Consider the following 26,030-nt stretch of genomic DNA (forward strand, 5'->3'; position numbering starts at 1 on the left):
CTCGCCGATGTCACAGACCATTTCGAAGCAGTGGTGGTCAGCGCCAGGTGAATCTCAGCTGGCCGTACGGGAGAAGTCGTTCGTCTTGAGCACCGTCCCCCACTGGCCGGTACCTGAGAGATTGTCTCCGCCCATCAGCAGCACTTCGATGTAGGCCGCGCCGCCCGCCTGATCAGCGGCCACGTTGATGGTGAAGGTCGCGTTGTTGGGGCCGCCGTTGCCGCAGACCCAGCCCTGGCCCGAGATGTCCTCGTTGAGGAACTTGCCGCCCGAGTCAAAGGTGTACACGGCCGTCCATCGGCATTCGCCCGCTTCGGCCCGGTCCGCACCGGTCAGGATGACGGATCGGTTGTAGAAGGTGGCCGTGCCGCTCGTATAGGTCGCGCCGGCAGACACTTTGAAGTTCACGACCGGGTACGTGGCGGCCTGGGCCGGCATCACGCTGGCAGACACCGCGGCGGAGGCGAGCGTGACGGCCGCGCCGACGCGGACGACGCGTCGACTTGGCAGCAAAACCTTCATGTAGAGACCCTTCATCGTGGGTGCGCAGCAGTCCGAACGGGAGGCGAGGCATGGGTCTCGACACCATCTTGACGTCCATTACCTGCACGTAGTGGCGTGGGCTCTCGCCACTTCAACGAGCCCTCCCGCCCCTGATCTTCCATGGCGGTTCAATCACCAAACATGCGAAGAACAGGTTTTGTGCATGCCCGCTAGACGATCTCGTTGTGCGCGCTCGGTTTCCGCGCCGTCCGCCCTGCTGCAGCACGCCCCTTGCGTGGGTTCATCAGTGGTCGTATAGCAGAATAGCGATATTTCAGCACCGGCGCCTCTCGCAACGCAGGACACGAATGCTCGCGGGCGGCAAGCGCCGAGGTCAACGCACCTGCGCGGCGGGGCTCGCTAGTTCGGCCTGGTGAAGCGCTTCGACATTCTGCGTGCTCCTTGGCCGGAAGCCGCAGCCTCAGCGGGAAGAAATCTTCGCGGCACGCTAGACCGCGCCGGTCGAGTCTGTATAGAGTGCGCGTCGAAGCGCTTCGACGATGACGTCCGAAGAGGGGGTGGCCCATGGCCGGACTTCGGATCACGAGCGCGCGCTTATCGAGAAACGGTTCCAGTCCCGAGCCGATCGGGCCACAGTGGTGCGGTCGCGGCACAGGGCTCTTCGAAGATGGAGACTTGTCGCCCCCGGTGCTCTCGCTTTCTCGGGCCGTGGGGACATTCCGGCACGAAAGCGATCGAAGACAGAAAGGTGACTCGCTATCCGGTGACGTCCGGCCGGCGGGTGCCGGCGGGTGGCCTGTGTCGCGGGTGCGGCGGTACAGCCTGAAGTCCGGGCCTGTGGGCGGGCGTCGAGCGCCATCGACATCGACAACCGTGCGTCGGAGCGTCAAGGCGCTTCGGCGATTGATCGACAGGATGTCCCGCCATGCTCATCTCCTCCTTACCGTTCGCGCCGGCCGGGCTCGAACTCGTGATCAAGCAGGCGTTCCGCCACGTGATGCAGGCCGAGGCCGGCATCTACGAGGGCGGCGCGAGCCTGGCCCAGATCTCGCATCTGCGGGACGTGGCCCGACGCAGCGACTCGACCTGGATCGCCGAGATCGGCTTCAACGTGGGCTACTCCACCATCGGGTTCCTGGAGAGCTCGCCGGAGACCAAGGTCGTCTCCTTCGAGCTGGATATGAGGCCGTGCGTGAAGCTGGCCAAGGAGTTCATCGACCAGCGCTATCCAGGACGGCACGAGCTGGTGATCGGCGACTCGCAGGTGACCGTGCCGGAGTTCGCCGATGCCGAGCGGGGCGGGAGCATCGGCTTCGACCTCGTCTTCATAGACGGCAGTCACGTGTACGAGGTCGCCGCTCACGACATCGACAACATCCGGCGGATCGCCGCGCACCGGGCCACGGTCGTGATGGACGACCTGACGCCGTGGTACCTGTGGGGCGCCGGGCCCACGCGGGCGTGGCACGAGGCCGTCGACGCCGGCAAGATCGAAGCGCTCGAGTACATCGTGGACGGGCGGATCGTCAGCGACATCGAGGGTCCGGCGGATCGCGCGTGGGCGGTCGGACGCTTCCGGTAGCCGCCGTCCAGCGGATGGTCAGCCGATCCGTGGTGCGTGGGCCCGGAACGCCTCCAGCGCGCCCTGGTCGTAGAGCACGAAGCTGACCTCTTGCACGTCGGTGTCGGTGGCGGCGACGGTGGCCAGCGCGATCCGGGCCGCGTCGTCGATCGGCCAGCCGTAGACGCCGGTGGAGATCGCGGGGAAGGCCACGCTCCGCGCGCCGAGTTCGTCCGCGACCCGCAGGGCATTGCGATGGCAGTCGGCGAGCAGCTCCGAGCGGTCCTCGGAACGCGCGTACACCGGTCCGACCGTGTGGATGACCCACTGCGCGGGCAGCCGGCCGGCGGTCGTGGCCACGGCCTGGCCGGTCGGCAGGCCGCCGCCGTAGTGCCCGGCGCGCAGCTTCCGGCATTCCGCCAGGATCTCCGGCCCGCCCTTGCGGTGGATCGCGCCGTCGACTCCGCCGCCGCCGAGCAGCGACGAGTTCGCGGCGTTCACGAGCGCGTCCGCGTGGACATTCGTGATGTCCCCCTGCATGAGTTTGATCACCGCTTTCGCCATGGCGAAAGGCTACGATGCCGGGCCGGCGAACCGCAGCAGTTTGAACGCACGCAATCCACTCGCGTGGCATGATCGATACCCGTGAGAGCAGTGGTTCAGCGCGTCACTTCGGCGAGCGTGCAGGTCGGCGACGAGACCGTGGGCGCGATCGACAAGCCCGGCTTGTGCGTCCTGGTCGGCGTGACGCACGAGGACACCCCGGCGACCGCGGCCAGGCTCGCCGAGAAGCTGTGGACGCTGCGGATCCTCGAGGACGAGCGCTCCTGCGCCGACCTCGACGCCCCGCTGCTGCTCGTCTCCCAGTTCACTCTCTACGGTGACGCGCGCAAGGGCCGCCGGCCGTCCTGGACCGCGGCGGCGCCCGGTCCGGTCGCCGAGCCGCTGTTCGACGCCGTCGTCAGCGCGCTGCGCGGGCTCGGCGCGACCGTCGCCACCGGCGTCTTCGGCGCCCAGATGCAGGTGGCGCTGACGAACGACGGGCCGTTCACCGTGCTGCTCGAAATCTAAGCCGGTCCCGAACTCCAGCGAAGGAGCACGTCATGGCGACCACCGCCGACGCGATACGCCCAAGCCAGCTGAGGATCCTCGTCGACGACTTCGCGGCGAGCTTCCGCTTCTACGAGTCGGTGCTGGGCCTCACCCCCCAGGACGGGCAGTCAGCCGGTCCGTACGCCTGCTTCAAGTTCGCCGACGGCGGCACCGATGTCGCACTCTTCGACCGCGCCGCGATGACCTCCGCCATCGGCACGACCGCCGACGACGGGAGCCTGCCGCCCCGCGGTTCGGCCGAGCACCTGGTGCTCGCCTTCCGGGTCGGCGATGTGGACACCGCGTACGCGTCGGCGGTGGCCGGGGGCGCTCCCGGCGTGTCCGAGCCCGCCGACCAGGCCGGCTGGGGCATGCGGGTCGCGCATGTCCGGGCGCCCGAGGGCACCTTGATCGAATTCTGCTCCTGGGACGGCTGACCGGGACGGCGGAGCGACCCCGGCGTCACGGACCGCTGCGGGTCCGGGGTACCGTGCTAAGGCACGTTCCGGGTCCTAGTGGAGGTCGAGTCGGATGGCGGTGCTTCCCGAAGCGGCCGGTCGGTGCCTGAGCGCGGGGTGCGGTCCGGCCTCTCCGCTCACCCTGAACCAGGTCTTCACCGGCTGGAAGTTCGATCCCGCGATGCTGGCCGTGCTGCTGCTCGGCGTGGCCGGCTACATCTACGGCGTGCGCAAGTACCGGCGCGAAGTCGGCCGCTGGCCGCTGGCCCGGACGGTCTGCTTCATCATGGCCGCGCTGCTGTTCACCCTGGCCACCATGTCCTTCATCGGCTCGTACGCGCTGGTGCTGTTCTGGGACCGGGCGCTGCAGAACGCGCTGCTGCTGATGACGGTGCCGTTGTTCCTGACCTGCTCGGCGCCACTCACCCTGGCCACCACCGGCGACGGCCGCGGAGCCGCGCTGGTCTCCCGGATCATCGCCTCGAAGCCGCTGAAGGTCCTCACCTTTCCGGCCGTCGTCTCGATCATCCTGCTGGTCACGCCGTACCTGCTGTACTTCAGCAGCTGGTACCGGGTCTCCCTGACGAACGGTTTCGTCGACGAGACGCTGCACCTCGAACTGATCGCGATCGGCTTCCTGTACTTCTGGAGCCGGGTGCAGATCGACCCGGTGCCGCGCCGCTTCTCGCACATGATCTCGGTGTGGATCAGCTTCGTGGAGGGGATCGGCGACGCGGGCGTGGCCATGATCCTGTGGCTGGGCAACGGCCTCGTCGCCGGCTCCTACTACGCCTCGCTCAGCACCCTGCCGCACGACCAGCTCTACGCCCCGCTGAGCCTTGGCGCGCACTCCGGGCTGGCCTGGAACCAGGCCATCGGCGGCGCGGTGTTCTGGATCGTCGGCGACCTCACCAGCATCCCGCTGCTCGGCGCGCTCTGGCGCGGCCTGCGCCGCGAGGAGCACGCACGCGGCGAGGTGCGCGACGACGAGCTCGAAGTCGTCGCCGTCGAGTACGCGCCGGGCGACGGCTCGGCCCAGGAGCGGTTCCGGCCCTGGTGGGAGACGGACCCGGAGCTCGCGGGCCGCTTCGGGGCCGTCGACTCCGAAGAGTCGACGGCCTGATCCCTCGCATAGTTCCTAGCTCTGCTCGGCCGATCCGCCGGTCGCGCCGTCGTTGGACGGGGTGCTGACCACCGGACTGGCCGCCGGCGCCCCGGGTGATACCCCGGAACCGTTGGTGGGGACGTCGGACGAGGGCGGTGGTGGTGGCGGCGGCGGCGCGCTGCTGCTCGTGGACGGCGGCGTGGACGGGGAGTCCGGCGCCGCTGCGCTCGTGGTCGCGGGCTGCGGCGTGGGCGTCGTTTCCGGCTTGGGCAGCGGGTAGGCTCCGCGGGCGTAGACGTCCGTGACGTACACCGTCGCCCCGCAAGCCGCTTCCAGCGTCACCGGCGAAGTCAGGCTCGTCGCCGTCACCAGGTAGCTGAGCTGGTACTTGCCCGAGGCCGGCGACGCGCTCCCGGGAGACGTCCCGCCGGGCTCGCCCGACGCGCCGCTCGGCCCGCCGCCCGTGCCCGAACCGGCCGGAGCCCCGCTCGTCCCCGGCGCCGGACAAGCGTCCGGCGCCCAGGCGAACTGGAAGTCATAGCCCTGACCCGCCTGGAGCACGAGCACCGTGCCCCAAGTCGGCACCTGCGGGAGCTGCGAGCCGTCCGAGGCGTTATGCCGCAGCAGCACCACCGAACTCGCCGCGTTCGCCGTGGCATTGGCGACCTGGAGCACCGGCGGACCGGCCACCGCGCACGGGTGTTGCGCCACCGCCTCGACATGGCCGTAGGAGACACCGCCGATCACCGAATCCACGGAGTCCACCGTGATCAGATCTGCCGCGGTGCACGCTGCGACCTTGGTACCCGCCAGCGCCGAAGGCGTGGCCGTCACGTCGCCCGGGCCGATGGCCGGGCCCTTGCGCCCGGCCATCGGCCGCACCGTGCGCACCTGGCCGTGGCCGTCCGGAGTGGCTGTGACGCCGCTCGAGGGCGTCGAATCGCCGCCGCCCAAGCCCACCACGCTGGTGAGTACGGGCACGATGTCGAAGCTGTTGCCGGTGACCACGCTGACCGCCATCGCCATGAACAGCACGCCGGCGCTGCCCGCCATCACGGTGCGGCGACGCTGTCTGGCCTTGGCCTTGCGACGGATCCGGGCCAGGCCCGCCCTCGGCGGCCCCGCCGTGCCGATCTCCGCCACGCTGCGCTGGAGCGCCGTGGCGAGGTCCGCCGGATCCAGCGGCGCCGCCGCCCGGCGCCGTCCGCCGCCCGCACCCCCGGAGCGACGCGGCGGCCCCTCCCGGGACGCGCGCTCCTCGTTCATCACTGCTCCTCCAGCCGGCTGCGCAGGGCCTCGATGCCCCGTGAGCCGTAGGCCTTCACCGAACCGATGGAGAGCCCGAGTGCCGAAGCCACCTGAGCCTCCGTCATGTCCGAGTAGTAACGCAGGACCAGTACTTCGCGCTGCCGCCGCTGCAGGCCGCGCAGCGCCTTGATCAGCGCGTCCTTCTCCAGGGCCGCGTACGCGCCCTCCTCCGCGCTCGCCGCGTCCGGCATCGGCTTGGGCAGCAGCTTGAGCCCGAGCAGCCGCCGGCGCAGGGTCGAGCGGGAGAGGTTGACCACGGTCTGGCGCAGATAGGCGAGCAGCTTGTCCGCCTCGCGCACCCGCGCCCGGGCGCCGTGCACCCGGATGAACGCCTCCTGCACCACGTCCTCGCAGGACCCGATGTCGTCGAGCAGCAGCGCGGCGAGGCGCAGCAGCGAGGTGTAGTGGCGCTGGTAGGTCTCGGTCAACAGATCGGTCGTCACATCGACGTCAGTCGCCACCGCACCTCCCGTCGGAGCCGGGCGCGGCCGTATGGCGAAGGGCGGCGACGGACAGAACCCTTCGGACGCGGACAGAGTCACGACAGTTAGACATATGGAACCCACCGACCGTTGTACCCCATTCGAGTGCTCTTGGGGATGGACTGTCGGGGGCTTCCACGAGTGCCAAGGATGGCACCGGCATCCGCCCGCGCGCGCCCGGACAAGAGAAAAACCCCCCGCAGGAGTGAACCGGCGGGGGGTTGGACGCAGGGCGCTGATCTCGGCTAGATCTCCGTCAGCTCCGCGGCGATCAGCTCGGCGATCTGGGCGGTGTTCAGCGCGGCGCCCTTGCGCAGGTTGTCCCCGCACACGAACAGCTCGAGCTCGTTCGGCTCGTCCAGCGACTGCCGGATCCGCCCGACCCAGGTCGGGTCGGTGCCGACCACGTCGTTGGGCGTGGGGAACTCGCCGTTGGCCGGGTCGTCGCACAGCACTATCCCCGGCGCGTCCCGCAGCACCGCGCGGGCCTGGTCCGCGGTGATCTCGCGCTCGAAGGAGGCGTGCACCGCCAGCGAGTGGGTGGTGATCACCGGCACCCGCACGCAGGTGGCCGAGACCTTCAGCTCCGGCAGGCCGAGGATCTTGCGCGACTCGTTGCGCACCTTCAGCTCCTCGGAGGACCAGCCGTCGTCCTTGAGCGAGCCGGCCCACGGCACCACGTTCAGCGCCAGCGGCGCCGGGAACGGCCCGAGGTCGCCGACCGCGCGGCGCAGGTCACCCGGGGCGGTGCCCAGGTTCGGCGTCGCGGAGACCTTGGCCAGCTGGTCGCGCAGCGTGTCGATGCCGGCCTGCCCGGCGCCCGAGGCCGCCTGGTAGGAGGAGACGACGAGCTTGGTCAGCCCGAACTCGGCGTGCAGCGCGCCCATCGCCACGATCATCGAGAGCGTGGTGCAGTTCGGGTTCGAGATGATCCCGCGCGGACGCTGCCGCGCCGCCGCCGGGTTGACCTCCGGCACCACCAGCGGGACGTCCGGGTCCATCCGGAACGCGCCGGAGTTGTCCACCACGACCGCGCCGCGCGCCGCCGCGACCGGGCCCCACTGCGCCGAGACCTCGTCCGGCACGTCGAACATCGCGACGTCCACGCCGTCGAAGGCCTCTTCGCTCAGGGCCACCACCGGGATCTGCTCGCCGCGCACGGTCAGCAGCTTGCCCGCCGACCGGGCCGAGGCGATCAGCCGGATCTCGCCCCAGACGTTCTGCCGGGTGGAGAGGATCTCGAGCATCACGGTGCCGACGGCACCGGTGGCGCCGACCACGGCGAGGGTCGGCAGCTTCTTCGTGTACTGGTTCATGACGCTACCTCGCTAGCGCTCGGTCGGCGCATTCGCGCAGGCACTGTGCTCATCGATTCACTCGCAAGCTCGTTCATGGCTATCGGCCCGTCCCGGCGTAGACCACGGCCTCGTCGTCCGTGTCGAGGTCGAAGGCGGTGTGGATGGCCGCGACCGCCGGCTTGACGCTGTCCGCGCGGCAGACCACGGAGATGCGGATCTCGCTGGTGGAGATCATCTCCGCGTTCACCCCGGCCTGGGCGAGGGCCTCGAAGAAGGAGGCGGTCACCCCGGGGTGCGACTTCATGCCGGCGCCGATCAGCGAGACCTTGGCGATCTGGTCGTCGTAGGCCAGCGAGTCGAAGCCGATGTGCTCCTTGAGCTTGTCCAGCAGGCTCATCGCCTTGGCCCCGTCGGTCTTGGGCAGGGTGAAGGAGATGTCGGTCAGGCCGGTCGCGGCGGCGGAGACGTTCTGCACCACCATGTCGATGTTGATCTCGGCGTCGGCCACGGCCCGGAAGATGCGGGCGGCCTCGCCCGGCTTGTCCGGGACGCCGACCACGGTGATCTTCGCCTCGCTGGTGTCGTGGGCGACCCCGGCGATGATCGCCTGCTCCATCTCGGCTCCTTCGGCGGTGTTGCGGATCCAGGTGCCCTCCAGCGTGGAGAAGGAGGACCTTACGTGAATGGGGACGTCGAACCGGCGGGCGTATTCGACGCAGCGCAGATGCAGGATCTTGGCGCCGGACGCGGCGAGCTCGAGCATCTCCTCGTACCGGACGGCCGGCAGCTTGCGCGCGGTCGGGACCAGGCGCGGATCGGCGGTGTAGACCCCGTCCACGTCGGTGTAGATCTCGCAGACCTCCGCGCCCATGGCGGCGGCCAGCGCCACCGCGGTGGTGTCCGAGCCGCCCCGGCCGAGCGTGGTGATGTCCTTGGTGTCGTGCGAGACGCCCTGGAAGCCGGCCACGATCGCGATCGCGCCCTCTTCCAGCGCCTTGTGGATGCGGCCCGGGGTGACCCGGATGATCCGGGCCCGGTTGTGCACCCGGTCGGTGATGACCCCGGCCTGGGAACCGGTGAAGGAACGGGCTTCGACCCCGAGCGACCCGATCGCCATCGCCAGCAGCGCCATCGAGATCCGCTCGCCGGAGGTGAGCAGCATGTCCAGTTCGCGGCCTTCCGGCAGCGGGGACACCTGCTGGGCGAGGTCGATCAGCTCGTCGGTGGTGTCTCCCATGGCGGAGACGACGACCACGACCTCGTTTCCGGCGCGCTTGGCCGCGACGATCCGCTTGGCTACGCGCTTGATGCTCTCCGCATCGGCCACCGAGGAGCCACCGTACTTCTGTACGACAAGGCTCACCGTGAGCTCCAAACTCTCTCGTGCGCCCCGGGCCTACTGACCCGGCGACGCCTCTCCCGGCCGCGCACGTCTACTGGCGTGCTCCGACGAACCGAGAGGCGCGCCCATCGTATCCGGCCTGGCGTCGGGATGTCCCGTTCGTTCCGCCTGGTGGGCGCCGCCGCCTCGGCCGGGCCGGCGGGGGCGGCGTTCGCGAGCGACGCCGGGTTACCCAGTGCGACGACTCCGTAATGCTGAGTGGCTCAGGTCCCCTGCAGCCGGGAGCCGGCCACGATCGAGTGCAGCGCGCGCAGGGCGGCCGAGGCGGCCGGGCCCCAACCGGACAAGTACGAGAACTGCCACCACCACAGCGCTTCGGTCTCGCGCCCGGCCCGGAAGTGGGTCAGGCCGTGCGCCAGATCAGCCACGGTGGAGGCGAGATCGTCCGAGATCCGCCTGGTCTCCACCTCGGTGGGCACCGCGAGCGGGTCGAACACCTCCCGGTAGCTGTCGCAGGGGTCGAGCAGCAGCGCGAGCTGGTCGCGCAGCTCGTCGAGGTCCGGGTCCGGACCCGGGTCCTCCTCGAACCGCTCCTCCGGGATGACGTCCGCGATCGCGCCGAGGCGGCCGCCGGCCAGCAGCAGCTGGGACACCTCGAGCAGCAGCATGGAGACGGCCGAGGCCGCGGCCTCGCCGCGGGCCACCGCGCGGACCGCCACCAGGAAGGACTCCACCTGGTCGGCGATGGCGGAGGTGAACTCGGCCAGATCGTCGTCCAGCGTTGCGATATCAGCCATCGATCTTCCTTCTTCCGGCGAACGCGCGGCCCAGGGTGACTTCATCGGCGTATTCGAGGTCCCCGCCCACCGGCAGGCCGGAGGCGAGCCGGGTCACCCGCAGCGTGCCGTCCGCGGTCAGCGGCCTGACCATGCGGGCCAGGAAGCTGGCGGTGGCCTCGCCTTCCATATTGGGGTCGGTGGCCAGGATCAGCTCGGTCACCACGCCGTCGGCGAGCCGGGCCATGAGTTCGCGTACCCGCAATTCGTCCGGTCCGATCCCCTCGATCGGGGAGAGCGCGCCGCCCAGCACGTGGTAGCGCCCGCGGAACTCGCGGGTCTTCTCGATCGCGACCACGTCCTTGGACTCCTCGACCACGCACAGCACGGTCGGATCCCGGCGCTCGTCCAGGCAGATCCGGCAGCGTTCGCCGGCCGCCACGTTCCCGCAGACCTCGCAGAAGCGCACCGTGTCCTTAACCCGCACCAGCACCTCGGCCAGCCGCTTGACGTCCACCGGATCGGTCTGGAGCACGTGGAAGGCTATCCGCTGGGCGCTTTTCGGCCCCACGCCGGGCAGCCTGCCCAACTCGTCGATCAGGTCCTGGACCACGCCCTCGTACATGCCGATCCTTCTTGTCGATTCGCCCGAGGGCCTAGAAGCCCAGCGGGAACGAGGCGCCGCCCGGGCCGCCGAGGCCGCCGCCCTGGCCCAGCTGCGAGAGCGGGCCGAGCTTGTCCTGCTGCAGCGCGTCGGACTTCCGGTTCGCGTCGTGGATGGCCGCGATGATCAGGTCGGCAAGGGTCTCGGTGTCCTGCGGGTCGGCCGCCTCCGGCGAGATCTTCAGACCCTTGATCTCGCCGAGTCCGCTGACCGTGGCCTCGACCAGGCCGCCGCCGGCGCTGCCGGTCACCGTCTGCTCGCCCAGCTCCTGCTGCGCCGCCAGCATCTGCTCCTGCATCTGCTGGGCCTGCTGGACCAGCGCTCCCATGTCGAATCCTTCTGGAAACACCGTCGTCGCTCCCTTGTCTTCCGTGCGGCGGCCGCGGGAGGCGGCCGGTCCCTGTCTCGACGAGCCTACGGGGCCCGGAGCTTGTGCGGCTGCGGGCGGCCCGTCTCAATCAGTGCCCTGCATCTCCTCGAGCAGGTTGGCGCCGAGCTCCCGAACCAGCAGGTCGCGGGCCGAGGGACCGGGGCCGAGGCTGACCGCGGCCCGGTCGTCCATCCGCACCAGACCCGCCTCGAACGGGTCCTCCTCCTCGGCCGGCTCGGGCGCCGTGGCGAGGGGTGGCCTGGACTGGGCCGGCGGCGCGGTGGCGGCGGACACGGCCGAAGAGACGTTCGGAGCCGGGGGCATGGCCGGGGCCGCGGCGGAGCCGGCGGCGTACGGCGCGCCCGGAGCGGGCCGGTCCGGCGGCGGATGGGTCGGGGGCGTACCCGGCCCGTCGATGCGCGCTTCGGGGCCGGCCGCGGGCATCGCCGACGCGGGCGCGGCGGCCTGCGGCGCAGCGTTCTGCGACGGGGCGCCGAAACCGCCGGAAGCCGGGCCCGCACTCGGATTCTGGGCGGCCGGACCCGAGCCGAAGCCCTGGCTCGCCGGACCCGGTGCCGCCGGGCCGCCGGACCCGAAGCCCGGGCCGCCGTGCCCCGGCCCGCCGCCCGGCCCGAATCCCTGGCTCTGCCCCGATCCCGACCCGGCGCCCGGATCGACGAGCGCGTCGATCCGCCACTCGCCGCCGAAGATCTGGCGCAGCACCTGACGCAGCGTCTCCTCGCGGTTGGACCCGGCGAAGCTGTCGCGCAGGCCGGCGCTGTTGAAGCCGATCTGCAGCACCCGCCCCTCGACCCCGACCACGTTGGCGTTGGCCGAGATCATGGTCCAGGCGACCCGGCTCTGCGACTTCACCAGCTCGAGGATCTCGGGCCAGCGGGCGCGTATGGCGGACACGTCGCCCGCGGGCGCGGGCGACGCACTCGGCGCGGGGCCGGCGGACGGCGCCGCCGCGGCGGGGGCGGCCGGGGCCGCGGGCTCGCGCCACGGTGCGGCGCCGAGCGTCGAGGAGGGCGGGGCGGGAGCCGGCGGCGCCGGGGCCGGCGCGGCCATCGCGGCGGGCACCGGGGCGGCCGCGGCGGGCTGCGCCGGGGGTTGCTCGGCCGCGGCGCCCGGCGCGGGCACGTACCCGGCCGGAGCCGCCGCCGCGGTGGCGCCGAAGCGCTCGAGCCGTTCCAGCCGCGTCGCCATGGCCCGGGCGGAATCCTCGGCGCCGGGCAACAGGATCCGCGCGAAGACGAGTTCGAGCAGCAGCCGGGGCGCGGTGGCGCCGCGCATCTCGGTGAGCCCGGTGTTGGCCAGGTCCGCGGCCCGGGAGAGCTCGGCCTGGCCGAAGCCCGCGGCCTGCTCGGACATCCGGGCCATCCGGTCGGCCGGCACCGAGATCAGGCCCTTGCCCGCGGCGTCCGGCACCGCCTGCAGGATGAGCAGGTCGCGCAGCCGCTCGAGCAGGTCGCCGAGGAAGCGGCGCGGGTCGTGCCCGCCCTCGACCACGCGGTCGACGATCTCGAACGCGGCGGCGCCGGAGCGGGCCGCGAGCGCGGAGACCGCCTCGTCGAGCAGCGCCGAGTCGGTGTAGCCGAGCAGCGCGGCGGCGGCCTGGTAGCTCACGCCGTTCTCGTCCGCGCCGGCCAGCAGCTGGTCCATGACCGAGAGGGAGTCGCGCACCGACCCCGCCCCCGCCCGCACGACCAGCGGCAGCACCTCGGGCTCGACCTTGATCTGCTCCTGCTCGCACAGGTGCGCCAGGTAGTCGCGCAACGTGCCGGGCGGGACCAGCCGGAAGGGGTAGTGATGCGTACGCGAGCGGATGGTGCCGATGACCTTTTCCGGCTCCGTGGTCGCGAAGATGAACTTGAGGTGCGGCGGAGGCTCCTCGACCACCTTGAGCAGCGCGTTGAACCCGGCCGAGCTCACCATGTGGGCCTCGTCCAGGATGTAGATCTTGTAGCGCGACTCGACCGGCGCGAAGAACGCCCGCTCGCGCAGATCCCGCGCGTCGTCCACACCGCCGTGCGAGGCCGCGTCGATCTCGATCACGTCGAGCGACCCCGCCGCCCCGCGGGCCAGGCCCACACAGGACCTGCACACGCCGCACGGCGTCGGCGTCGGCCCCTGCTCGCAGTTCAGGCAGCGCGCCAGGATGCGCGCGCTGGTGGTCTTGCCGCACCCGCGCGGCCCGCTGAAGAGATAGGCGTGATTGACCCGCTGGTTGCGCAGCGCCTGCTGCAGCGGTCCGGTCACGTGCTCCTGCCCGATGACCTCTTCGAAGGTCTCGGGGCGATACCGGCGGTAGAGCGCTAGCGACACGCTTGTGAGCCTAGCCGCTTCCGCCGACAACAATGCGAAAGACCCCTCGCGCACCCGCCAGAGCCTGCCTACCCTTGCTGCATTCCTGCCCTGGGGGGGTTCGGTGGGATGACGCCACACGAGGGGTCCGGGAACAGGATAGCCCAGAAATCAGAGTGGCGGAGCACCCCCGATCGTCGGGTAAGCTACCCCACGGAGGATTCGCCTAGTGGCCTAGGGCGCACGCTTGGAAAGCGTGTTGGGGGCAACCCCTCACGAGTTCAAATCTCGTATCCTCCGCCCCAGGGACAGCCCCTGACCTGCGAAAGCAATGGTCAGGGGCTGTTTCGTCAATGGGCCGAAAACCGCCCGGGGCCGGCCCCGAAGGTGGCATGGCGCACCATCGCGGTTGCGCGCGCGGCGGCGGTCGCGGGATTCTGGCAGACATACTCAAGGCTTCGGCAAAGGCAGTGCGGCGGGTCGGAAGGGCAACGGTGATCTTCAAACGAGTCGGTGAGGGCCGTCCCTACCCCGAGCACGGCCGCACCCACCGCGGCTGGGCCGAGGTCTCGCCGCGCCAGATCCGGCTCGACCAGCTCGTCACCACCAAGCGGCAGCTGGACCTCGACGCCCTGCTCGCCGACGACTCCACCTTCTACGGCGACCTGTTCGCCCACGTGGTCAAGTGGCACGGCGAGTTCTACCTGGAGGACGGCCTGCACCGGGCCGTGCGCGCGGCGCTGCAGCAGCGCACAGTACTCCATGCGCGCGTACTTGACCTCGATCTGTGAATACTTCAGGTATCCGCTCGGGTACGTTCCGTACATGGACGCGAACACCCCGCCGGAGGATCAGGACCCTTACGCCGTCGCGATGCCGGCCTCGGAACACGCCGTACGGCCGCCCGGCGAGATCGGCGGCAAGAGGTTCCGGGTGGGCCTGGACGCGCCCTACGTGCCCTTCCGAAACCGCACCCGGCGCCGCCGCCGGACCATCGGGTTCGTATTGTCCGGACTGCTGATCACCGGCGTAGGCGCGTACGGCCTGGTCAACCTGGTCACCGCGCCGTCCTCGGGCACCGACGCCTGCAAGGCCGGCTCGGTGCGCGCGGCCGACCCGCCCAGCACCGCCGCCACGCCCCCGGTGTCCGGTGCGGCGCTGTCCTCCGACGGCACACCCAAGTTCACCCTGAACGTCTACAACTCCACCGACCGCCGCGGTCTGGCCGCCAACACGGCCAACCAGCTCAAGCTGCGCGGCTTCGTCATCGGCCAGGTCACCAACGACCCGTTGAAGTCGAAGCTGGCCGTCTCGGCCCAGGTCCGCGGCGCCAAGTCGAACCTCGACGAGCTGCGCCAGGTCGCGGCGGAGGTGCCCGGAGCGCAGATCCGGACCGACAACCGGACGGACCCGAGCGTGGACCTGGTGCTGGGCAACGGCTTCGCCGACCTCGCCAGCACCGAGCAGGCGGACGCGGCGCTCCGCGCGGCGGTCGCGATGGCCAACGCGAGCGCGCACGCCGAGGCGGCCCCGGACTCCGGGTGCGCGCAGTAGGGCCGTAGGAGGCGCCTTACGGCCATTCGAGATGACGAGCCGCCAGATCCGAGCTCGCCGGGAAGCATGAGAGCCGGTATCCCCATCAAGGGGCTACCGGCTCTCATCAGCGGTGACGGGGGGATTTGAACCCCCGGTGGCTTGCACCACAAACGCTTTCGAGGCGTTCTCCTTAGGCCGCTCGGACACGTCACCGGGGAGAACACTACCCGATGGGGCGCCTGGAGGCGAAAAACTTATCCAGCAGCGCCGCCGACTCCTCCGCGAGGATGCCCGGGACCACCTCAGGGCGGTGGTTCAGGCGCTGATCACGCGGCAGATCCCAGAGCGAGCCGACCGCGCCGGCCTTCGGATCCGCCGCGCCGTAGACGATCCGCTCGACCCGGGCCAGCACGGCGGCGCCGGCGCACATGGCGCAGGGCTCGAGGGTGACCACGAGGGAGGCGCCGGCCAGCCGCCAGGAGCCCACGGCCCGGCCGGCCTCGCGCAGCGCGAGCACCTCCGCGTGGCCGACGGGGTCGCCCTCGGCCTCGCGCACGTTGTGGCCGCGGCCGAGCACCCGGCCGTCGCGGTCCACCACCACGGCGCCGATGGGCACGTCGCCGCCGGCCGGGGCGAGCCGCGCCTGCGCCAGGGCGCCGGCCATCCAGCCCGCGTACCGCTCGACCAGCCAGGCCGGCAGGGCACCGGGGCGCGCCGCGCCCCTCGGACCGCCGGGGCCCGGCTCGGGCCCGGCCGGCCCGGTAGCGGTCAGCGGACCGCCTCGAGCTCCTCGGCCGCGCCGAGCACCCCGGCGATCTCGGCCAGCGCGTCGGCCGGGACGAGGCGACCGCCGCACAGCGCGATCAGGTCCTTGGCGCTGAGCCCGAAGTCGGCGAGCAGGTTGGCGTCTCCGGCGGGACCGCTCGGCGCGGCCGGACCGGTGTACTCCTCCTCGTCGACGGCGACCTCGTCGAGCTCCTCGGCCCCGTCGAGGTCCACCTCCGCGTCCTCGTCGTCGTCCTCGTCGTCCGCCTCCGCCTCGGCGTGCGGGACCGGCTCGAGCGGCGTGCCGTCCGGGGCGAGCGGAGGCAGGGAGTCCGCGGTGAGCAGGTCCGCGTAGCCGGACCGGCGCACCGCCGCCAGGTCCCCGGCGAACACCCGGGGATCCTCGTCGATATCAAGCCGGACCAGGGCGAACCACACGTCCTCCTGCTCGAGCAGGAGCACGGCGGTGTCCGGTTCCTCGTCCTCGGCCGCCTCGCGGATGAACTCGACGAGGCCCATGCCGTCGTCGACCTCGTCCAAGTCGACATCACGCGCCTGCCATTCGTCCGCGTAGCGCGCTAGCAGAGCTGCGAAATAGGCCACGACCTGCCCACTCTCCCCTCACTCCGACGTACTCTTCTTCACTGCCCGCGGCACCTCGCGACGACGCGGGCCCACTTCAGTATCCGTCCACCGTGTCGTATCCCGGGCGCACGCAATCAGTGAACTGGCGTGCGAATCCGATGCGCCCAGCCAAGTGTGCCACCAGGTCGGTCAATCGCAGCGCTCGTTCATCCAACAGCTGCTCGCAGGCCAGTCCGAGCTCGAAGGAGTCGAGACCGAGGTCTGCGAACAGCTCCTCGTCCCCGGCCGGCCCCGAGCCGTCCGCGAGTTCCGGCGCGAGCCGGTCGAGCACCTGCCGGGCCACCGCGTCGTCCTCGGCCGCGGAGCGCTCGGAGATGAACAGCAGCTCCCGGCCGCCGACCAGCCGCAGCGCGATGAAGTACTCGTCGCCGAGGCCGAGCAGGCCCAGGATCGGGCCCTCGGACAGTTGCTGGCGCACGGCCGCCGCGAACAGGTCGAGGTCGGCGCCGACGTGCGGGGGCAGCGGAGCCGCCGCCCAGCGGCCGTCCTCCTGGAAGACGACCACCGCGAAGTCGACGAGGCTCTCGTCGAACGAGGCCTGCCCGGCCAGTGCCATCCGCGTCCTTCCGGCCTCTCGCGCCGCCCGCGCCCCGCCGTCGCCGACGGGGTCTGCTCACTGGCATCGTCGCAGAAAGAGGCGCGCGGCGGCACTGGTTGCGGCGCATGGAGTGCGCCGCAGGACGCAGATCAGTCGGGCGGGTCAGTACCGGAACGTACGGAGCAGCCTGGCGTGCATCTCCTGAGCCTTGGCCCGGCGCGGCGCGACCCGCCTGCGCAGCTCGCGCGCCTCGGCCAGCTCGGCCAGGAATATGGCCCGGCGCATGCCCCGCTCCGGTGGCGCGGCGGCCTCATCCCCCTGAACGTTCCTCGTCTTCGCCGTGCCGCCCGTCTGCCCGCCCTTGTTCCGCGGTCCCGTCGTACTCATCGTCACCTCGCCTGGTACTGGCGATATCGATTCGTGATCTTCCCTCTTCGACCCTACCGCGCTCAGCCCAGAGGGCAAGCCCGAAGCGCGCCACCTGCGGGGCCGTAGACTCTTCGGCATGCGCATCCACGTCGCCGACCACCCCCTGATCGCCCACAAGCTCACCACGCTGCGCGATCGGCAGACCGACTCGCCGACCTTCCGCCGGCTAGCGGACGAACTCGTGACGCTGCTGGCGTACGAGGCGACCCGGGACGTGCGCGTCTCCCCGGTGGAGCTCGAGACGCCGGTGGCCGCCACCCAGGGCGTCCGGCTGACCTCGCCCAAGCCGCTGGTGGTGCCGATCCTGCGAGCCGGCCTCGGCATGCTCGACGGCATGGTCCGGCTGCTGCCCACGGCCGAGGTCGGCTTCCTCGGCATGGTGCGGGACGAGGGCACCCTGACCCCGTCCACCTACGCCACCCGCATGCCGGACGACCTGGCCGGGCGCCAGTGCTACGTGCTCGACCCGATGCTGGCCACCGGCGGCACCCTGATCGCCGCGGTGAACCTGCTGGCCGACCGCGGCGCGGACGACATCACCGCGATCTGCCTGCTGGCCGCGCCGGAGGGCATCGCCACGATGGAGAAGGCGCTGGGCGACTGCCGCGTGCCGGTGACCATCGTCACAGCGGCCATCGACGAGCGGCTCAACGAGCAGGGCTTCATCGTGCCGGGCCTGGGCGACGCGGGCGACCGGCTCTACGGCGTCGTCTGAGCCGGCCGCGGCCGCGCCCCGCCCGCCGCGACGGGCCGATTCCGTCGGCGCCCGCCTCCGGGGGGCGCGGGGGTTCGAACCAGAGCCTTGACTCACCCGCACGTCGCAGACCTCGATGATTGGCCGGAAGGCCTCCCGGCCACCGGGCCGGGGGGCGCGATCGGCGGCTGACGGCACGTCCGATTGTGACCCCGGTACCGGTTTCCACCCACCCGCGCCTCGGGTAGGTGCTCGTAGTGGAACCCTTGGCGGGAGGCGGTCGGCGCGTCTCGCCGAGCCGCCGATACCAGACGGATAATCAGGCTACGCTGGTACCGGACCATCAGGAGTCGGAGGGGACGAGGAGAGGCCCATGCCGAAGGCAAAGCCCGCCATCCAGTGGGGCATCGTGATCTTCCTGCTCTTCTATATAGTGCACGACCCCTCGGACTCGACCCGACTGGTCGGCAACGCCTTCAACTTCATCTCCGACACGATCCACAGCCTCTTCTCAGTGTTCTCCTTCCACTCGAACGCCTGAGGGGCTCGATGGCGTCGACCGACTTCTCCCGGGTTCCGGCCACCCAGGCTCCTGGCTCCATACGCAAGTATCTGGATCCGACCGAGGAAGTGGTCTTCCACCGCAGGTTCCACTGGGCGGTGCTGCTCGAACCCGGAGCGGTGGTGGCCGTGGGACTGGCCATCACCAGCTTCGCCGCCGTGGCGGTGCACTCCAGCGGCGGCGGCAACGCCCGCGAAGTGGTGATCGGGCTGTGGATCCTGTGGGCCGCCTGGGCCCTGACCACCATCTGGGATTACAAGACCCTGACAGGCTTCTATAAGGGTTCTGCCAGCGGACGGCTGTTCGCGGTGGTGCTGACGGCCGGAGTGCTGGCCCTGTGCGGCTACGTCGGCAAGACCAAGGGCGTGGCGACGCTGCTGTGGTGCGTGCTCGGCGCCTTCGGCTTCTGGGCGCTGCTGCAGTTCGCCCGGTACTGGAACCGCTACCTGATCCTGACGAACAAGCGGCTGATGGTGGCCGAGGGGATCGTCAACCAGCAGGTGAAGTCGCTGCCGCTGCCCAAGCTGACGGACATGATCTACCAGCGCACCGCGCTGGGCCGCGCCCTCGGCTACGGCACCTTCGACCTGCAGGTGCCCGGCGCGGCGGTCAACCTCGGCAAGATCCCCTACGTCGGCAGCCCGGACAACACCTACCTGCAGATCTCGCACCTGCTCTGGGGCGCCTCCGGCCCGCCGAAGCCGAAGAAGATAGCCCTCTCCGGCCAGATAGCGCAGGCCCCGCGCGCCGGCGAGACGCCCGCGGGCCCGCCGAGCAACATCACCGTGGCCGGCGAGATGGACGGCTGAAAAGCCCGTCCGCGTCTCGCCTGCGACGGCGCGGTGCTGCCGCTGCGCTGCTACCGGCTCGGGATCTCGGTCCCGGCGGAGATCACAGTCCCGGCGGAACCTGCTCGAGCGTGCGCTGGATCGCGGCGATCAGCTCGCGCGCGCTCTCGGCGGTCAGCTCCACCGCGACCCGGGCCGAAGCGCCCTTGCCGGGGTTGAGGAAATCGATGTTCAGCGTGTGCTCGGCCGAGGCGTGCACCGGATGGTCGTAGGAGACCGTCGCGTCGGTCACCGTGAACCAGCCGTCCGGACCCTTGGCGCTGCCCTCGGCCGCGGCCTTCTCGATGATGTAGGTGCACACGGGACTAGGCCCCCAGGTGCTTGCCGAAGAAGGCGTTGATCTTCTCCCAGCCGTCCTTGGCCGCCTCGGGCCGGAACGCGGGCCGGTTGACGGCGAAGAAGGCGTGCCCGGCGCCCTCGTAGTTGTGGAACTCGAACTCCTTGCCGTGCTCGGCCAGCAGGCCCTCGAGCTCGGCCACATGCTCCTGGGACGGGTACTGGTCGTCCGCGCCGAACAGGCCGAGCAGCGGGCAGGACAGGTCGCCGAGGATGTCGTAGAGCGGCTTGACCTTGAGCGGGAAGCCGTCCGGCGGCGTGCCCACGACGAAGGCGCCGTAGTTGTCCACCGCCGCGTCCAGCTCCAGCGAGCAGGCCGAGAGCACGCTCTGCCGGCCGCCCGAGCAGTAGCCGATGACGCCGACCTTGCCGTTGGCGTTCGGCAGCGCGCGGAGGAAGTCCGCCGCGCCGGCCACGTCCGCGATCAGACGCTCGTCCGGCACGCCCCCCTTGGCCCGGCCCGCGGCAGCCGCGTCGTCGGGCGAGGCGCCCGGCGCGTCGCGCCAGTAGAGGTTCGGCATGACGGCGTTGTAGCCCATCGAGCCGAAGCGGCGGACGATCTCCTTGGTCTCATCGTCGTAGCCGGGCAGGTGGTGGATCACGACCACCCCGCCGCGCGGCGCGGAGTCCTGGACCAAGGCGGCGTACGCCTCGATCTCGTCGCCGTCGGCGGTCATGGTGATGGTCTGGGAGAGGAAGGCATCGCTCATGGCCACCAGTCTTAGACTATTTAGGCAGGCTCAGCAACTGCGCCACAGCGTGGTGACCGAGAGTCGTCCGACCGACCCGGCCGGTCGAGGACCACGGTCGTCAGACCAGGCGGCGGGGCCAGGCGGCGCGGCCGGACCGTCGGACTCGACAGTCGAACCACGCTGCCCATACGCCCGGCATTCGGTGAAGGCCTGACGATCCGCCGCGTTCATACGGCAATGCGCGTGCCCCTCAAGATCTCGCGAAGCCGCCCGGCAGCGGGAGCGGCAGCGGACGGCGCTGCGGCGAGAAGAGCGGCAAGCGCTTTATCAATATCCGCAGGCGCCCCGTCCACCTTCAAGACCGCCACCTTGGACCAGGAATGCGTCCACCGCACCAGTCCGGCATCGGCGAGTTCGACCATCACCCAGGCCGGCAGCGTGGATGCCAAGGCTCTCGCGCCGATCTCATGGACCACCGTCGTCCCGGTCGATGCGTAGCGCAGCTGCGCCGGAGTCAGCAGGCGGTAGTGCACCAGTTCCATCTGACCGGCCTCGATCTGATCGAAGAAATCCGCCAGGACAGGTGGCGCGCCTTTGATCAGGTGCAAAGCATCCACAAGAGGCTGTGCGGCTTTGCGTGCATGTGCCCTGGCGACTGTGTCGGCCAGCACGTCCCAATCCACTCGACGCTTCTCAAGGTGCTGCGGCTCGAGGCCGGCGACTGCTTCGAGCAGGTCGTAGGTACCGGCGAAGGAATCGACGGCTCGGCCGCGGGATGTGTCCTGGGTACGGCCGTCGTCCGGCAGAGCGCGAAGCGCGGCAACGCGCTCTGCGATCGGCGGGTGGGAGTCGAACGCCGAAGACTTCTTCGGCGAAGGAGCGTCGCGCTCCGATTCGACGACGTCCCGCCAGTTCGACTCGTCGAGCATCGAACCGAAGCCGGCGAACAGCGTGTTCGGGTGCGGCACGAGGCCGAAGCCGGTACCGGCGTCGGCGAACCAGGTCCGGAAGTGTCGGTAAGCAGCTCGGTACGCCGACATCTCGGCCAACGTGTCGGCTGCGACATCGCGCCCGCACAGTTCGGCGCTGATCCGGTCGGCCGCGTACTCCTGGGCGCGACTGACTTTCTGGGTGGCGGTGAGGAAGCGCACTGCGTAAGCCCGGACTAACGCGTAGATCAGCGGTTGCCCTCGCAGCATCCACCCGCCGCTCTTCGCGTCGGCCGCGAAGCCGGCAGCCGTGTCCAGAGCGCTGGCCAAGCCTGCCCGGCCGCGCATGACCACAGGCAGCAGCCGCGTGTCACGACCGGCGAAGTGGCCGAACTCGTGCGCCAGGACCGCATCGAGCTTGGTCGGCGACAACGCGACCAGCATCGGCGCGCCGATGATCAGATGCCGCTGGCCGGAACGCAGACCGAGCCACCGCGTCCGCTCGAACACGGCCGCATTGAACCGAGAATCGATCCACAGGAACGTCGGCGCCGCCGTCCCGGCAGCGTCGGCCGCAGCACGGACCGCCGCCCACAGGTCGGAATGCTCGGACTCGAGTACTGAGACGCCCGAGACCTTACCGGAGCCCAGCAGCAGCGAGGCGTAGAACGCCCGGACCACCACGATGAACGCCGCGCCGCTCAGAGGCAGCCCGAACAGCAGGAGCACAAGGGCGTTGCCGTAGAGCATGAGCGCATCCAGGCCCACCACCACAACGAGCAGCCCGACACCCAGGACGTAGAAACCAATCAGCAGCATGACGGCTGCAGCAGCGCGTAAACCTATGCTCATTCTCCCCGCCCTTTCGCGGAGAGGTTAGCAGCGGGTGAGCGGCCACGGGACCTGGAACGGTCATGCGTCAGCCAGGCATGTGATGAGGCGTTGGCCCGCCGCGTCGATGTCGGTCTCATCCTGATTGCTGAGGATGACAACCGAGAAGTCGAGGTCGGGAACGCGGACTTGGAGCGCACGAAACCCCGGGTTGTCGCCGGGGTGGTAGCGCACGCTGTGCCCGAGCAGCGAGCCGACGACGCATCCGTATCCGTACCCGCCTCTCATCAGCGCATCGGGCCAGGCCGAAGTCGTGCTGGGCAAGCGAGAGTGGGCGGTCGTAGCGAGCCGACATGACTCGTTGCCGAACAGCTCTCCGGCGTCGAATGCGGCGGCGAACCGAGCGAGGTCATCGACCGTGGACCACACGTCGCCAGCACCGGGAAGACGCACGAAAGCGAGCGCGTCGCCCGGCTGACCGCCTACGTGACCGCGCGCCGGGGTCCGAAGCGGTACGCCAGCACTGGTAGATGCCATGCCTAGCGGCTCGAAGATACGCCGCTGCAGAAAGCCGCCGTACGCCTCGCCGCTCGCCCTCTCGATGGCGAGCGCGGCGAGCATGAAGCCGGGGCTGCTGTAGCTCCACTTGGTGCCGGGGGCGAACAGCAACGGCTGCTCGGCAAGCCGGCTGACGTACTCGTCGACGCCCAAGGAATGCAGCGCGTCGAATCCGGGCACGACGTCCCAGTGCCCGAGCCCCGAAGTGTTGCTGAGCAGGTGATGCAGCGTGATCTGCCTCCAGCTCGGCGGCGCCTCGACGATCCAGCGACTTATCGGCGCGCGCAGGTCGAGGACGCCGTCCTCGCACAAGACGAGGGCCGCAACCGCGGTGATCTGCTTGCTGACGGAACAGATCTGGAAGATCGAATCCGGCGCGAGCGGTTCACCGGTCACAGAGTCGGCGACGCCCACGGCTTCACGCAGGACCACCCGATTCTCGCGCGTCACCAGTACGGCGCCGCTGAAGCCCGGGAGAGTTTGAGAGAGCACGCCGAACCGTTTGGCACGCATGACGAGATGATCGCACGCCGCACCGTTTCCGGGAGTCCGCGTTTTCAGGGAACCGGCGGCCCGCAGGACATCAGCTACGTCAGCTACCCCACCGCGACGCCAGCGCCATCCGCTCCATGCCGCTCAGCCCGTCCGGATCCTTCGCCCGCCCCTGCACGATCTCTGCAGCGATCGTCAGCGGCGGCGCGTTCTCCGGAGCGCGCGCCGCATGCCGTGCGATCACGTCCGCGAGCGACGAAGCCATCCGCAGGCGAGGGAACCGCGCGTGGATCGCCACGGCTTGGTCCTCCTTCACGATCTCCGCCGCGACGCCGAAGTCCATGCCGACGCCGCGTCGGGTGAGGGCCGCAATCGGACCCCGGCGCTCGGGAATGGTCGGCGTCGAGTGCAGGGCGATCGCTTCCCAGACGACGTCCACCTCCTTGGCGCCGAAACCCTGGCGGGTCAACAGTTCCGCGGCCATGTCCGCGCCGTCGAGTTCGAAGCGCTGGCCACCTCGTGCCTCGGGCGAGGTACCGAGGTCGTGCAGGACGCATGCGAGGAACAGCAGTTCCGGGTCGAACTCGGATCCCGGCTGCATGCCGTCCCGTTCGGCGATGAGCATCGCGAACAAGTAGCAGCGGAAACTGTGGTTCGCGACGGATTCGGTGACGCACGCCCGGACGTAGTCGCTCGCATGCTGCGCAGCCGGGGTGTCGGGGAAGGCAGGGATGGAAGTCATGGCCACAACGCTATGAGCTGCGGATTGGCACCGACAGTGGCACAGATGACACGTATCGATAGGATCGTGCCATGCCTTTGCGCCACCGGCCCCACCACGTCGTGGTCCTTGCCCTGCCTGGCGTCCTCGCCCTCGACTACGGCATTCCGGTACAGGTCTTCGGGAGCTGGGCCGGAGGCCCGTACGAACTGACCGTCTGTAGCCAGGAGCCCGGCCCGGTGCCGTGCGACGCCGGCCCGGCGCTCTATGTCGAGCACGGCCTCGAAGCCCTCGCCGACGCCGACACGGTGATCATCCCCGGACTCGCCCACGAGGAGCGCCCCACTCCGGAGGTGCTCGAGGCTCTCGCCGCGGCGGCCGCACGCGGCACGCGGATGGTCTCGATCTGCAGCGGCGCTTTCGTCCTGGCCGCTGCCGGCCTTCTCGACGGCCGCCGGGCTACGACGCACTGGGCCAAGGCTGCCGAGCTGGCCGAGTACTACCCTGCGGTCACCGTCGAAGAGGACGTGCTCTACGTCGACGAGGGGGAGGTCCTGACGTCCGCCGGGGTCGCCGCAGGGCTCGATCTGTGCCTGCACATCATCCGCAGCGACCACGGCGCCGCAGCAGCCAACCAGCGGGCCCGCGGCCTGGTAGCGGCACCGCATCGGACCGGAGGCCAGGCCCAGTACATCGATCGGGCCGTGCCCGCGACGTCGGGCGACACCTTGGCGGACCTCCGCGGCTGGCTCCTCGGGCACCTCGAAGAGCCGCAGTCCCTGGACCAGATGGCGCGCCGGGCCGGGGTCTCGCGCCGCACCCTGAGTCGACGATTCCTGGAGGAGACCGGCCGTCCACCCGCCGGCTGGCTGCTCGACGTCCGGCTGACCAGGGCCCGGGAACTGCTGGAGACCAGCGACGCCCCCATGGAGACGGTCGCCCGGCTCGCCGGACTCGGCACACCGGCAAACCTCAGGGTCCTGTTCAACCGCCACGTCGGCACGGCGCCGAGCACCTACCGGGCCACGTTCCGGCGGACGGCGTCAATTTCCTGATTTTCCGGCCTGGTGTCGGATCCGACTGGCATGCTCTGTTCCATGGAGCACGCGAAGTTCTGGGCACTCATCGACGATGCTCGCCGCGAAGTCGGCGAACCGCGCGGCACCGAAGCCGTCGCGTCACAGGCAGCTGCGATACTCGCCGGCTGTCCGGAGCAGGAGATCGTCGCCGCTCAACAGTCGCTGTGGGATCTCATGACGGAGTCCTACACGACCAGGCTGTGGGGCGCCGCCTACGAGATCAACGGCGGCCGTTCGGACGACCTGTTCGACTACTTCCGCGGCTGGCTGATCGTGCAGGGCCGTGCCACATACGAGCGCGTCGTGTCCGACCCCGACAGCCTCGCCGACGTCCCGGAGATCCAGCGGATCATCGCCGATGAGGAGGACGTCGAGTGCGAGACGGCGCTGTCCATCGCATGGACCGCGTACATCACGGCGACCGGCGTACAGATGCCGGACGATGCGTACACGATCCGGTACCGCGACCTGGAACCCGGCTGGGACTTCGACGACGAAGAAGCGATGCAGCTTCAGCTTCCACGCCTGACCGCCCTCACCCAGCAGCGCGACCGCTCGTGAACCTCGGCGCACGGTCCGTGCGTGGTCGCGCACGCGGTCATTCAGTACTCTGACTGGTGTATCCGGCCTATGAGGGGGGCCTCCATACCTCGGCGTGTCTTGATATGTGTGGCCGTCGCCGTCGCCGTGCCGCTCGTACTCGCGGGCTGCTCGGGCGGCACAGCAGCGTCGCCCGCGCCGTCGAGTACGGCCCCGCCGCCGATCTCCGCATCCGCGTGTGCCGCGATCGAGTCGGCCTGGAAAGCGTTCGCGCCGACCATGACAGCCGAGAGTCCGTTCCCCACCGCCGACAGTCTCAATGCTGAGATCGCTGCTCTCGGTTTGCTTCAAGCAGAGGTCGGAAACTATATGAGCGCTAAGCCGGTGACCGACTTCATGGGAGATCTCTCGGATCTCGGCGACCAACTGACGACTGTGGAGAACGACCTCAGCGGGCTCGGCAACGTCGTCGGCCTCCCTGTGGCCGACTCCGATCTGTACAGAGCACAGCTTCATGCCACGTCCGACGAGCGGGCGATCGCCGGCGACTGCGCCGTCGTGTAGCGCG

Annotated in this window: 31 protein-coding genes, 2 tRNA genes and 1 other RNA gene; 13 read left to right on the forward strand and 21 right to left on the reverse strand. The window is 70.3% G+C overall.

The genetic code is table 11. The features are described from left to right. Window positions 1–54 precede the first annotated feature (54 nt). Window positions 55–522 carry a hypothetical protein gene (locus ACTRO_RS24070; protein WP_034266514.1) on the reverse strand — a complete coding sequence of 156 codons (468 nt, stop codon included), beginning with the start codon at window positions 520–522 and terminating at the stop codon, window positions 55–57. Window positions 523–1,429: 907 nt separating this feature from the next. On the opposite strand from ACTRO_RS24070, the gene ACTRO_RS24075 reads away from it, so the two are divergent. Beyond that, window positions 1,430–2,086 carry a class I SAM-dependent methyltransferase gene (locus tag ACTRO_RS24075; RefSeq protein WP_051451301.1) on the forward strand — a complete coding sequence of 219 codons (657 nt, stop codon included), beginning with the start codon at window positions 1,430–1,432 and terminating at the stop codon, window positions 2,084–2,086. Between the two features lie 18 nt (window positions 2,087–2,104). Here the strand turns inward: ACTRO_RS24075 and ACTRO_RS24080 are convergent, their stop codons facing one another. Continuing rightward, entirely contained in the window at window positions 2,105–2,629 is a 525-nt protein-coding gene (locus ACTRO_RS24080; RefSeq protein ID WP_034266516.1) for an O-acetyl-ADP-ribose deacetylase, read from the reverse strand. Between the two features lie 81 nt (window positions 2,630–2,710). On the opposite strand from ACTRO_RS24080, the gene dtd reads away from it, so the two are divergent. The 3 genes from dtd to ACTRO_RS24095 all read left to right on the forward strand — a co-directional run bounded on the left by dtd (window position 2,711) and on the right by ACTRO_RS24095 (window position 4,738). Then, window positions 2,711–3,136 (forward strand): D-aminoacyl-tRNA deacylase, encoded by a 426-nt coding sequence (dtd, locus tag ACTRO_RS24085; RefSeq protein ID WP_034266518.1) that lies wholly within the window; start codon window positions 2,711–2,713, stop codon window positions 3,134–3,136. 32 nt (window positions 3,137–3,168) lie between these two features. Continuing rightward, window positions 3,169–3,594: a VOC family protein gene (locus ACTRO_RS24090; RefSeq protein ID WP_034266520.1), complete on the forward strand. Its 426-nt coding sequence runs from the start codon at window positions 3,169–3,171 to the stop codon at window positions 3,592–3,594. Window positions 3,595–3,688: 94 nt separating this feature from the next. After that, entirely contained in the window at window positions 3,689–4,738 is a 1,050-nt protein-coding gene (locus tag ACTRO_RS24095; protein WP_051451302.1) for a cytochrome c oxidase assembly protein, read from the forward strand. Window positions 4,739–4,753: 15 nt separating this feature from the next. Here ACTRO_RS24095 and ACTRO_RS24100 read toward each other — a convergent pair whose 3' ends face one another. The 9 genes from ACTRO_RS24100 to ffs all read right to left on the reverse strand — a co-directional run bounded on the left by ACTRO_RS24100 (window position 4,754) and on the right by ffs (window position 13,419). After that, window positions 4,754–5,986: a hypothetical protein gene (locus ACTRO_RS24100; RefSeq protein ID WP_034266521.1), complete on the reverse strand. Its 1,233-nt coding sequence runs from the start codon at window positions 5,984–5,986 to the stop codon at window positions 4,754–4,756. Next, complete coding sequence (locus ACTRO_RS24105; protein WP_051452487.1) at window positions 5,986–6,522, reverse strand: SigE family RNA polymerase sigma factor; 537 nt, start codon at window positions 6,520–6,522, stop codon at window positions 5,986–5,988. Before ACTRO_RS24105 ends, ACTRO_RS24100 begins: the two co-directional genes overlap by 1 nt. A 233-nt stretch (window positions 6,523–6,755) precedes the next feature. Further along, window positions 6,756–7,826, reverse strand: a complete 1,071-nt coding sequence (locus ACTRO_RS24110) for an aspartate-semialdehyde dehydrogenase (protein ID WP_034266524.1) — start codon at window positions 7,824–7,826, stop codon at window positions 6,756–6,758. Window positions 7,827–7,905: 79 nt separating this feature from the next. Beyond that, window positions 7,906–9,171 carry an aspartate kinase gene (locus ACTRO_RS24115; protein WP_034276471.1) on the reverse strand — a complete coding sequence of 422 codons (1,266 nt, stop codon included), beginning with the start codon at window positions 9,169–9,171 and terminating at the stop codon, window positions 7,906–7,908. Between the two features lie 242 nt (window positions 9,172–9,413). Next, window positions 9,414–9,947, reverse strand: a complete 534-nt coding sequence (locus ACTRO_RS24120; RefSeq protein ID WP_051451303.1) for a DUF5063 domain-containing protein — start codon at window positions 9,945–9,947, stop codon at window positions 9,414–9,416. After that, window positions 9,940–10,551 carry a recombination mediator RecR gene (recR, locus tag ACTRO_RS24125; RefSeq protein ID WP_034266526.1) on the reverse strand — a complete coding sequence of 204 codons (612 nt, stop codon included), beginning with the start codon at window positions 10,549–10,551 and terminating at the stop codon, window positions 9,940–9,942. The genes ACTRO_RS24120 and recR overlap by 8 nt, the downstream gene beginning before the upstream one ends. Window positions 10,552–10,582: 31 nt before the next feature. After that, window positions 10,583–10,918, reverse strand: coding sequence for a YbaB/EbfC family nucleoid-associated protein (locus ACTRO_RS24130; protein WP_034266528.1), 336 nt, complete (start codon window positions 10,916–10,918; stop codon window positions 10,583–10,585). A 126-nt stretch (window positions 10,919–11,044) separates the two neighbouring features. Next, window positions 11,045–13,288, reverse strand: a complete 2,244-nt coding sequence (locus tag ACTRO_RS24135) for a DNA polymerase III subunit gamma and tau (protein ID WP_034266531.1) — start codon at window positions 13,286–13,288, stop codon at window positions 11,045–11,047. 34 nt (window positions 13,289–13,322) lie between these two features. After that, window positions 13,323–13,419: signal recognition particle sRNA small type (gene ffs / locus ACTRO_RS44930), an RNA gene on the reverse strand. A gap of 63 nt (window positions 13,420–13,482) precedes the next feature. Between ffs and ACTRO_RS24140 the strand changes: the two genes are divergently transcribed. The 3 genes from ACTRO_RS24140 to ACTRO_RS43800 all read left to right on the forward strand — a co-directional run bounded on the left by ACTRO_RS24140 (window position 13,483) and on the right by ACTRO_RS43800 (window position 14,821). Then, window positions 13,483–13,567, forward strand: a tRNA-Ser gene (locus tag ACTRO_RS24140). 194 nt (window positions 13,568–13,761) lie between these two features. Then, window positions 13,762–14,058: a type II toxin-antitoxin system VapB family antitoxin gene (locus ACTRO_RS24145; protein WP_034266534.1), complete on the forward strand. Its 297-nt coding sequence runs from the start codon at window positions 13,762–13,764 to the stop codon at window positions 14,056–14,058. Between the two features lie 34 nt (window positions 14,059–14,092). Continuing rightward, window positions 14,093–14,821: a LytR C-terminal domain-containing protein gene (locus tag ACTRO_RS43800; protein WP_051451305.1), complete on the forward strand. Its 729-nt coding sequence runs from the start codon at window positions 14,093–14,095 to the stop codon at window positions 14,819–14,821. 110 nt (window positions 14,822–14,931) lie between these two features. Here the strand turns inward: ACTRO_RS43800 and ACTRO_RS24155 are convergent. From ACTRO_RS24155 to ACTRO_RS24175, 5 genes are all read right to left on the reverse strand, one after another. Next, window positions 14,932–15,016, reverse strand: a tRNA-Ser gene (locus tag ACTRO_RS24155). A gap of 10 nt (window positions 15,017–15,026) precedes the next feature. Further along, a complete protein-coding gene (locus ACTRO_RS24160) occupies window positions 15,027–15,467 on the reverse strand; it encodes a nucleoside deaminase (protein WP_034266535.1) in 441 nt (146 codons plus the stop codon). Window positions 15,468–15,571: 104 nt separating this feature from the next. Further along, a complete protein-coding gene (locus ACTRO_RS24165) occupies window positions 15,572–16,171 on the reverse strand; it encodes a tRNA adenosine deaminase-associated protein (RefSeq protein WP_034266536.1) in 600 nt (199 codons plus the stop codon). A 76-nt stretch (window positions 16,172–16,247) separates the two neighbouring features. Then, window positions 16,248–16,769 (reverse strand): tRNA adenosine deaminase-associated protein, encoded by a 522-nt coding sequence (locus ACTRO_RS24170; protein ID WP_051451306.1) that lies wholly within the window; start codon window positions 16,767–16,769, stop codon window positions 16,248–16,250. Between the two features lie 144 nt (window positions 16,770–16,913). Then, window positions 16,914–17,138, reverse strand: coding sequence for a hypothetical protein (locus tag ACTRO_RS24175; protein ID WP_051452488.1), 225 nt, complete (start codon window positions 17,136–17,138; stop codon window positions 16,914–16,916). A 118-nt stretch (window positions 17,139–17,256) separates the two neighbouring features. On the opposite strand from ACTRO_RS24175, the gene upp reads away from it, so the two are divergent. From upp to ACTRO_RS43805, 3 genes are all read left to right on the forward strand, one after another. Next, the gene (gene upp, locus ACTRO_RS24180; protein ID WP_034266537.1) at window positions 17,257–17,895 is read left to right on the forward strand and encodes a uracil phosphoribosyltransferase; all 639 of its coding nucleotides are present in this window, start codon (window positions 17,257–17,259) and stop codon (window positions 17,893–17,895) included. Window positions 17,896–18,247: 352 nt separating this feature from the next. Continuing rightward, entirely contained in the window at window positions 18,248–18,415 is a 168-nt protein-coding gene (locus tag ACTRO_RS47420) for a hypothetical protein (protein ID WP_157436395.1), read from the forward strand. 8 nt (window positions 18,416–18,423) lie between these two features. Continuing rightward, a complete protein-coding gene (locus tag ACTRO_RS43805; protein ID WP_051451307.1) occupies window positions 18,424–19,245 on the forward strand; it encodes a PH domain-containing protein in 822 nt (273 codons plus the stop codon). Window positions 19,246–19,327: 82 nt separating this feature from the next. Here the strand turns inward: ACTRO_RS43805 and ACTRO_RS24190 are convergent, their stop codons facing one another. From ACTRO_RS24190 to ACTRO_RS24210, 5 genes are all read right to left on the reverse strand, one after another. After that, complete coding sequence (locus ACTRO_RS24190; protein WP_034266538.1) at window positions 19,328–19,585, reverse strand: DUF6295 family protein; 258 nt, start codon at window positions 19,583–19,585, stop codon at window positions 19,328–19,330. A 4-nt stretch (window positions 19,586–19,589) separates the two neighbouring features. Continuing rightward, window positions 19,590–20,330 (reverse strand): dienelactone hydrolase family protein, encoded by a 741-nt coding sequence (locus tag ACTRO_RS24195; protein ID WP_034266539.1) that lies wholly within the window; start codon window positions 20,328–20,330, stop codon window positions 19,590–19,592. 209 nt (window positions 20,331–20,539) lie between these two features. After that, window positions 20,540–22,093, reverse strand: coding sequence for a M48 family metalloprotease (locus ACTRO_RS24200; RefSeq protein ID WP_084316497.1), 1,554 nt, complete (start codon window positions 22,091–22,093; stop codon window positions 20,540–20,542). Window positions 22,094–22,153: 60 nt separating this feature from the next. Then, window positions 22,154–23,143, reverse strand: a complete 990-nt coding sequence (locus ACTRO_RS24205) for a serine hydrolase domain-containing protein (RefSeq protein WP_051451308.1) — start codon at window positions 23,141–23,143, stop codon at window positions 22,154–22,156. Window positions 23,144–23,222: 79 nt separating this feature from the next. Beyond that, the gene (locus tag ACTRO_RS24210) at window positions 23,223–23,864 is read right to left on the reverse strand and encodes an HD domain-containing protein (protein ID WP_034266542.1); all 642 of its coding nucleotides are present in this window, start codon (window positions 23,862–23,864) and stop codon (window positions 23,223–23,225) included. A gap of 71 nt (window positions 23,865–23,935) precedes the next feature. On the opposite strand from ACTRO_RS24210, the gene ACTRO_RS24215 reads away from it, so the two are divergent. The 3 genes from ACTRO_RS24215 (at window position 23,936) to ACTRO_RS47425 (ending at window position 26,026) form a co-directional block, all read left to right on the forward strand. Further along, entirely contained in the window at window positions 23,936–24,898 is a 963-nt protein-coding gene (locus ACTRO_RS24215; protein ID WP_034266544.1) for a GlxA family transcriptional regulator, read from the forward strand. A 42-nt stretch (window positions 24,899–24,940) separates the two neighbouring features. Beyond that, window positions 24,941–25,483, forward strand: a complete 543-nt coding sequence (locus ACTRO_RS24220; protein ID WP_034276485.1) for a DUF4240 domain-containing protein — start codon at window positions 24,941–24,943, stop codon at window positions 25,481–25,483. Window positions 25,484–25,591: 108 nt separating this feature from the next. Then, entirely contained in the window at window positions 25,592–26,026 is a 435-nt protein-coding gene (locus tag ACTRO_RS47425) for a hypothetical protein (protein WP_157436396.1), read from the forward strand. Window positions 26,027–26,030 lie beyond the last annotated feature (4 nt).

Origin of the sequence: Actinospica robiniae DSM 44927 (genome assembly GCF_000504285.1) — a bacterium.
Classification (GTDB): domain Bacteria; phylum Actinomycetota; class Actinomycetes; order Streptomycetales; family Catenulisporaceae; genus Actinospica; species Actinospica robiniae.

What these genes read in the sequence shown, in the direction of transcription:
- ACTRO_RS24070 (WP_034266514.1), bottom strand. Translation starts at nt 522, where the DNA reads ATGAAGGTTTTGCTGCCAAGTCGACGCGTCGTCCGCGTCGGCGCGGCC.
- ACTRO_RS24075 (WP_051451301.1), top strand. Translation starts at nt 1,430, where the DNA reads ATGCTCATCTCCTCCTTACCGTTCGCGCCGGCCGGGCTCGAACTCGTG.
- ACTRO_RS24080 (WP_034266516.1), bottom strand. Translation starts at nt 2,629, where the DNA reads ATGGCGAAAGCGGTGATCAAACTCATGCAGGGGGACATCACGAATGTC.
- ACTRO_RS24090 (WP_034266520.1), top strand. Translation starts at nt 3,169, where the DNA reads ATGGCGACCACCGCCGACGCGATACGCCCAAGCCAGCTGAGGATCCTC.
- ACTRO_RS24095 (WP_051451302.1), top strand. Translation starts at nt 3,689, where the DNA reads ATGGCGGTGCTTCCCGAAGCGGCCGGTCGGTGCCTGAGCGCGGGGTGC.
- ACTRO_RS24100 (WP_034266521.1), bottom strand. Translation starts at nt 5,986, where the DNA reads ATGAACGAGGAGCGCGCGTCCCGGGAGGGGCCGCCGCGTCGCTCCGGG.
- ACTRO_RS24110 (WP_034266524.1), bottom strand. Translation starts at nt 7,826, where the DNA reads ATGAACCAGTACACGAAGAAGCTGCCGACCCTCGCCGTGGTCGGCGCC.
- ACTRO_RS24120 (WP_051451303.1), bottom strand. Translation starts at nt 9,947, where the DNA reads ATGGCTGATATCGCAACGCTGGACGACGATCTGGCCGAGTTCACCTCC.
- recR (WP_034266526.1), bottom strand. Translation starts at nt 10,551, where the DNA reads ATGTACGAGGGCGTGGTCCAGGACCTGATCGACGAGTTGGGCAGGCTG.
- ACTRO_RS24130 (WP_034266528.1), bottom strand. Translation starts at nt 10,918, where the DNA reads ATGGGAGCGCTGGTCCAGCAGGCCCAGCAGATGCAGGAGCAGATGCTG.
- ACTRO_RS43800 (WP_051451305.1), top strand. Translation starts at nt 14,093, where the DNA reads ATGGACGCGAACACCCCGCCGGAGGATCAGGACCCTTACGCCGTCGCG.
- ACTRO_RS24160 (WP_034266535.1), bottom strand. Translation starts at nt 15,467, where the DNA reads ATGGCCGGCGCCCTGGCGCAGGCGCGGCTCGCCCCGGCCGGCGGCGAC.
- ACTRO_RS24170 (WP_051451306.1), bottom strand. Translation starts at nt 16,769, where the DNA reads ATGGCACTGGCCGGGCAGGCCTCGTTCGACGAGAGCCTCGTCGACTTC.
- ACTRO_RS24175 (WP_051452488.1), bottom strand. Translation starts at nt 17,138, where the DNA reads ATGAGTACGACGGGACCGCGGAACAAGGGCGGGCAGACGGGCGGCACG.
- upp (WP_034266537.1), top strand. Translation starts at nt 17,257, where the DNA reads ATGCGCATCCACGTCGCCGACCACCCCCTGATCGCCCACAAGCTCACC.
- ACTRO_RS47420 (WP_157436395.1), top strand. Translation starts at nt 18,248, where the DNA reads ATGCCGAAGGCAAAGCCCGCCATCCAGTGGGGCATCGTGATCTTCCTG.
- ACTRO_RS43805 (WP_051451307.1), top strand. Translation starts at nt 18,424, where the DNA reads ATGGCGTCGACCGACTTCTCCCGGGTTCCGGCCACCCAGGCTCCTGGC.
- ACTRO_RS24195 (WP_034266539.1), bottom strand. Translation starts at nt 20,330, where the DNA reads ATGAGCGATGCCTTCCTCTCCCAGACCATCACCATGACCGCCGACGGC.
- ACTRO_RS24200 (WP_084316497.1), bottom strand. Translation starts at nt 22,093, where the DNA reads ATGAGCATAGGTTTACGCGCTGCTGCAGCCGTCATGCTGCTGATTGGT.
- ACTRO_RS24205 (WP_051451308.1), bottom strand. Translation starts at nt 23,143, where the DNA reads ATGCGTGCCAAACGGTTCGGCGTGCTCTCTCAAACTCTCCCGGGCTTC.
- ACTRO_RS24210 (WP_034266542.1), bottom strand. Translation starts at nt 23,864, where the DNA reads ATGACTTCCATCCCTGCCTTCCCCGACACCCCGGCTGCGCAGCATGCG.
- ACTRO_RS24215 (WP_034266544.1), top strand. Translation starts at nt 23,936, where the DNA reads ATGCCTTTGCGCCACCGGCCCCACCACGTCGTGGTCCTTGCCCTGCCT.
- ACTRO_RS24220 (WP_034276485.1), top strand. Translation starts at nt 24,941, where the DNA reads ATGGAGCACGCGAAGTTCTGGGCACTCATCGACGATGCTCGCCGCGAA.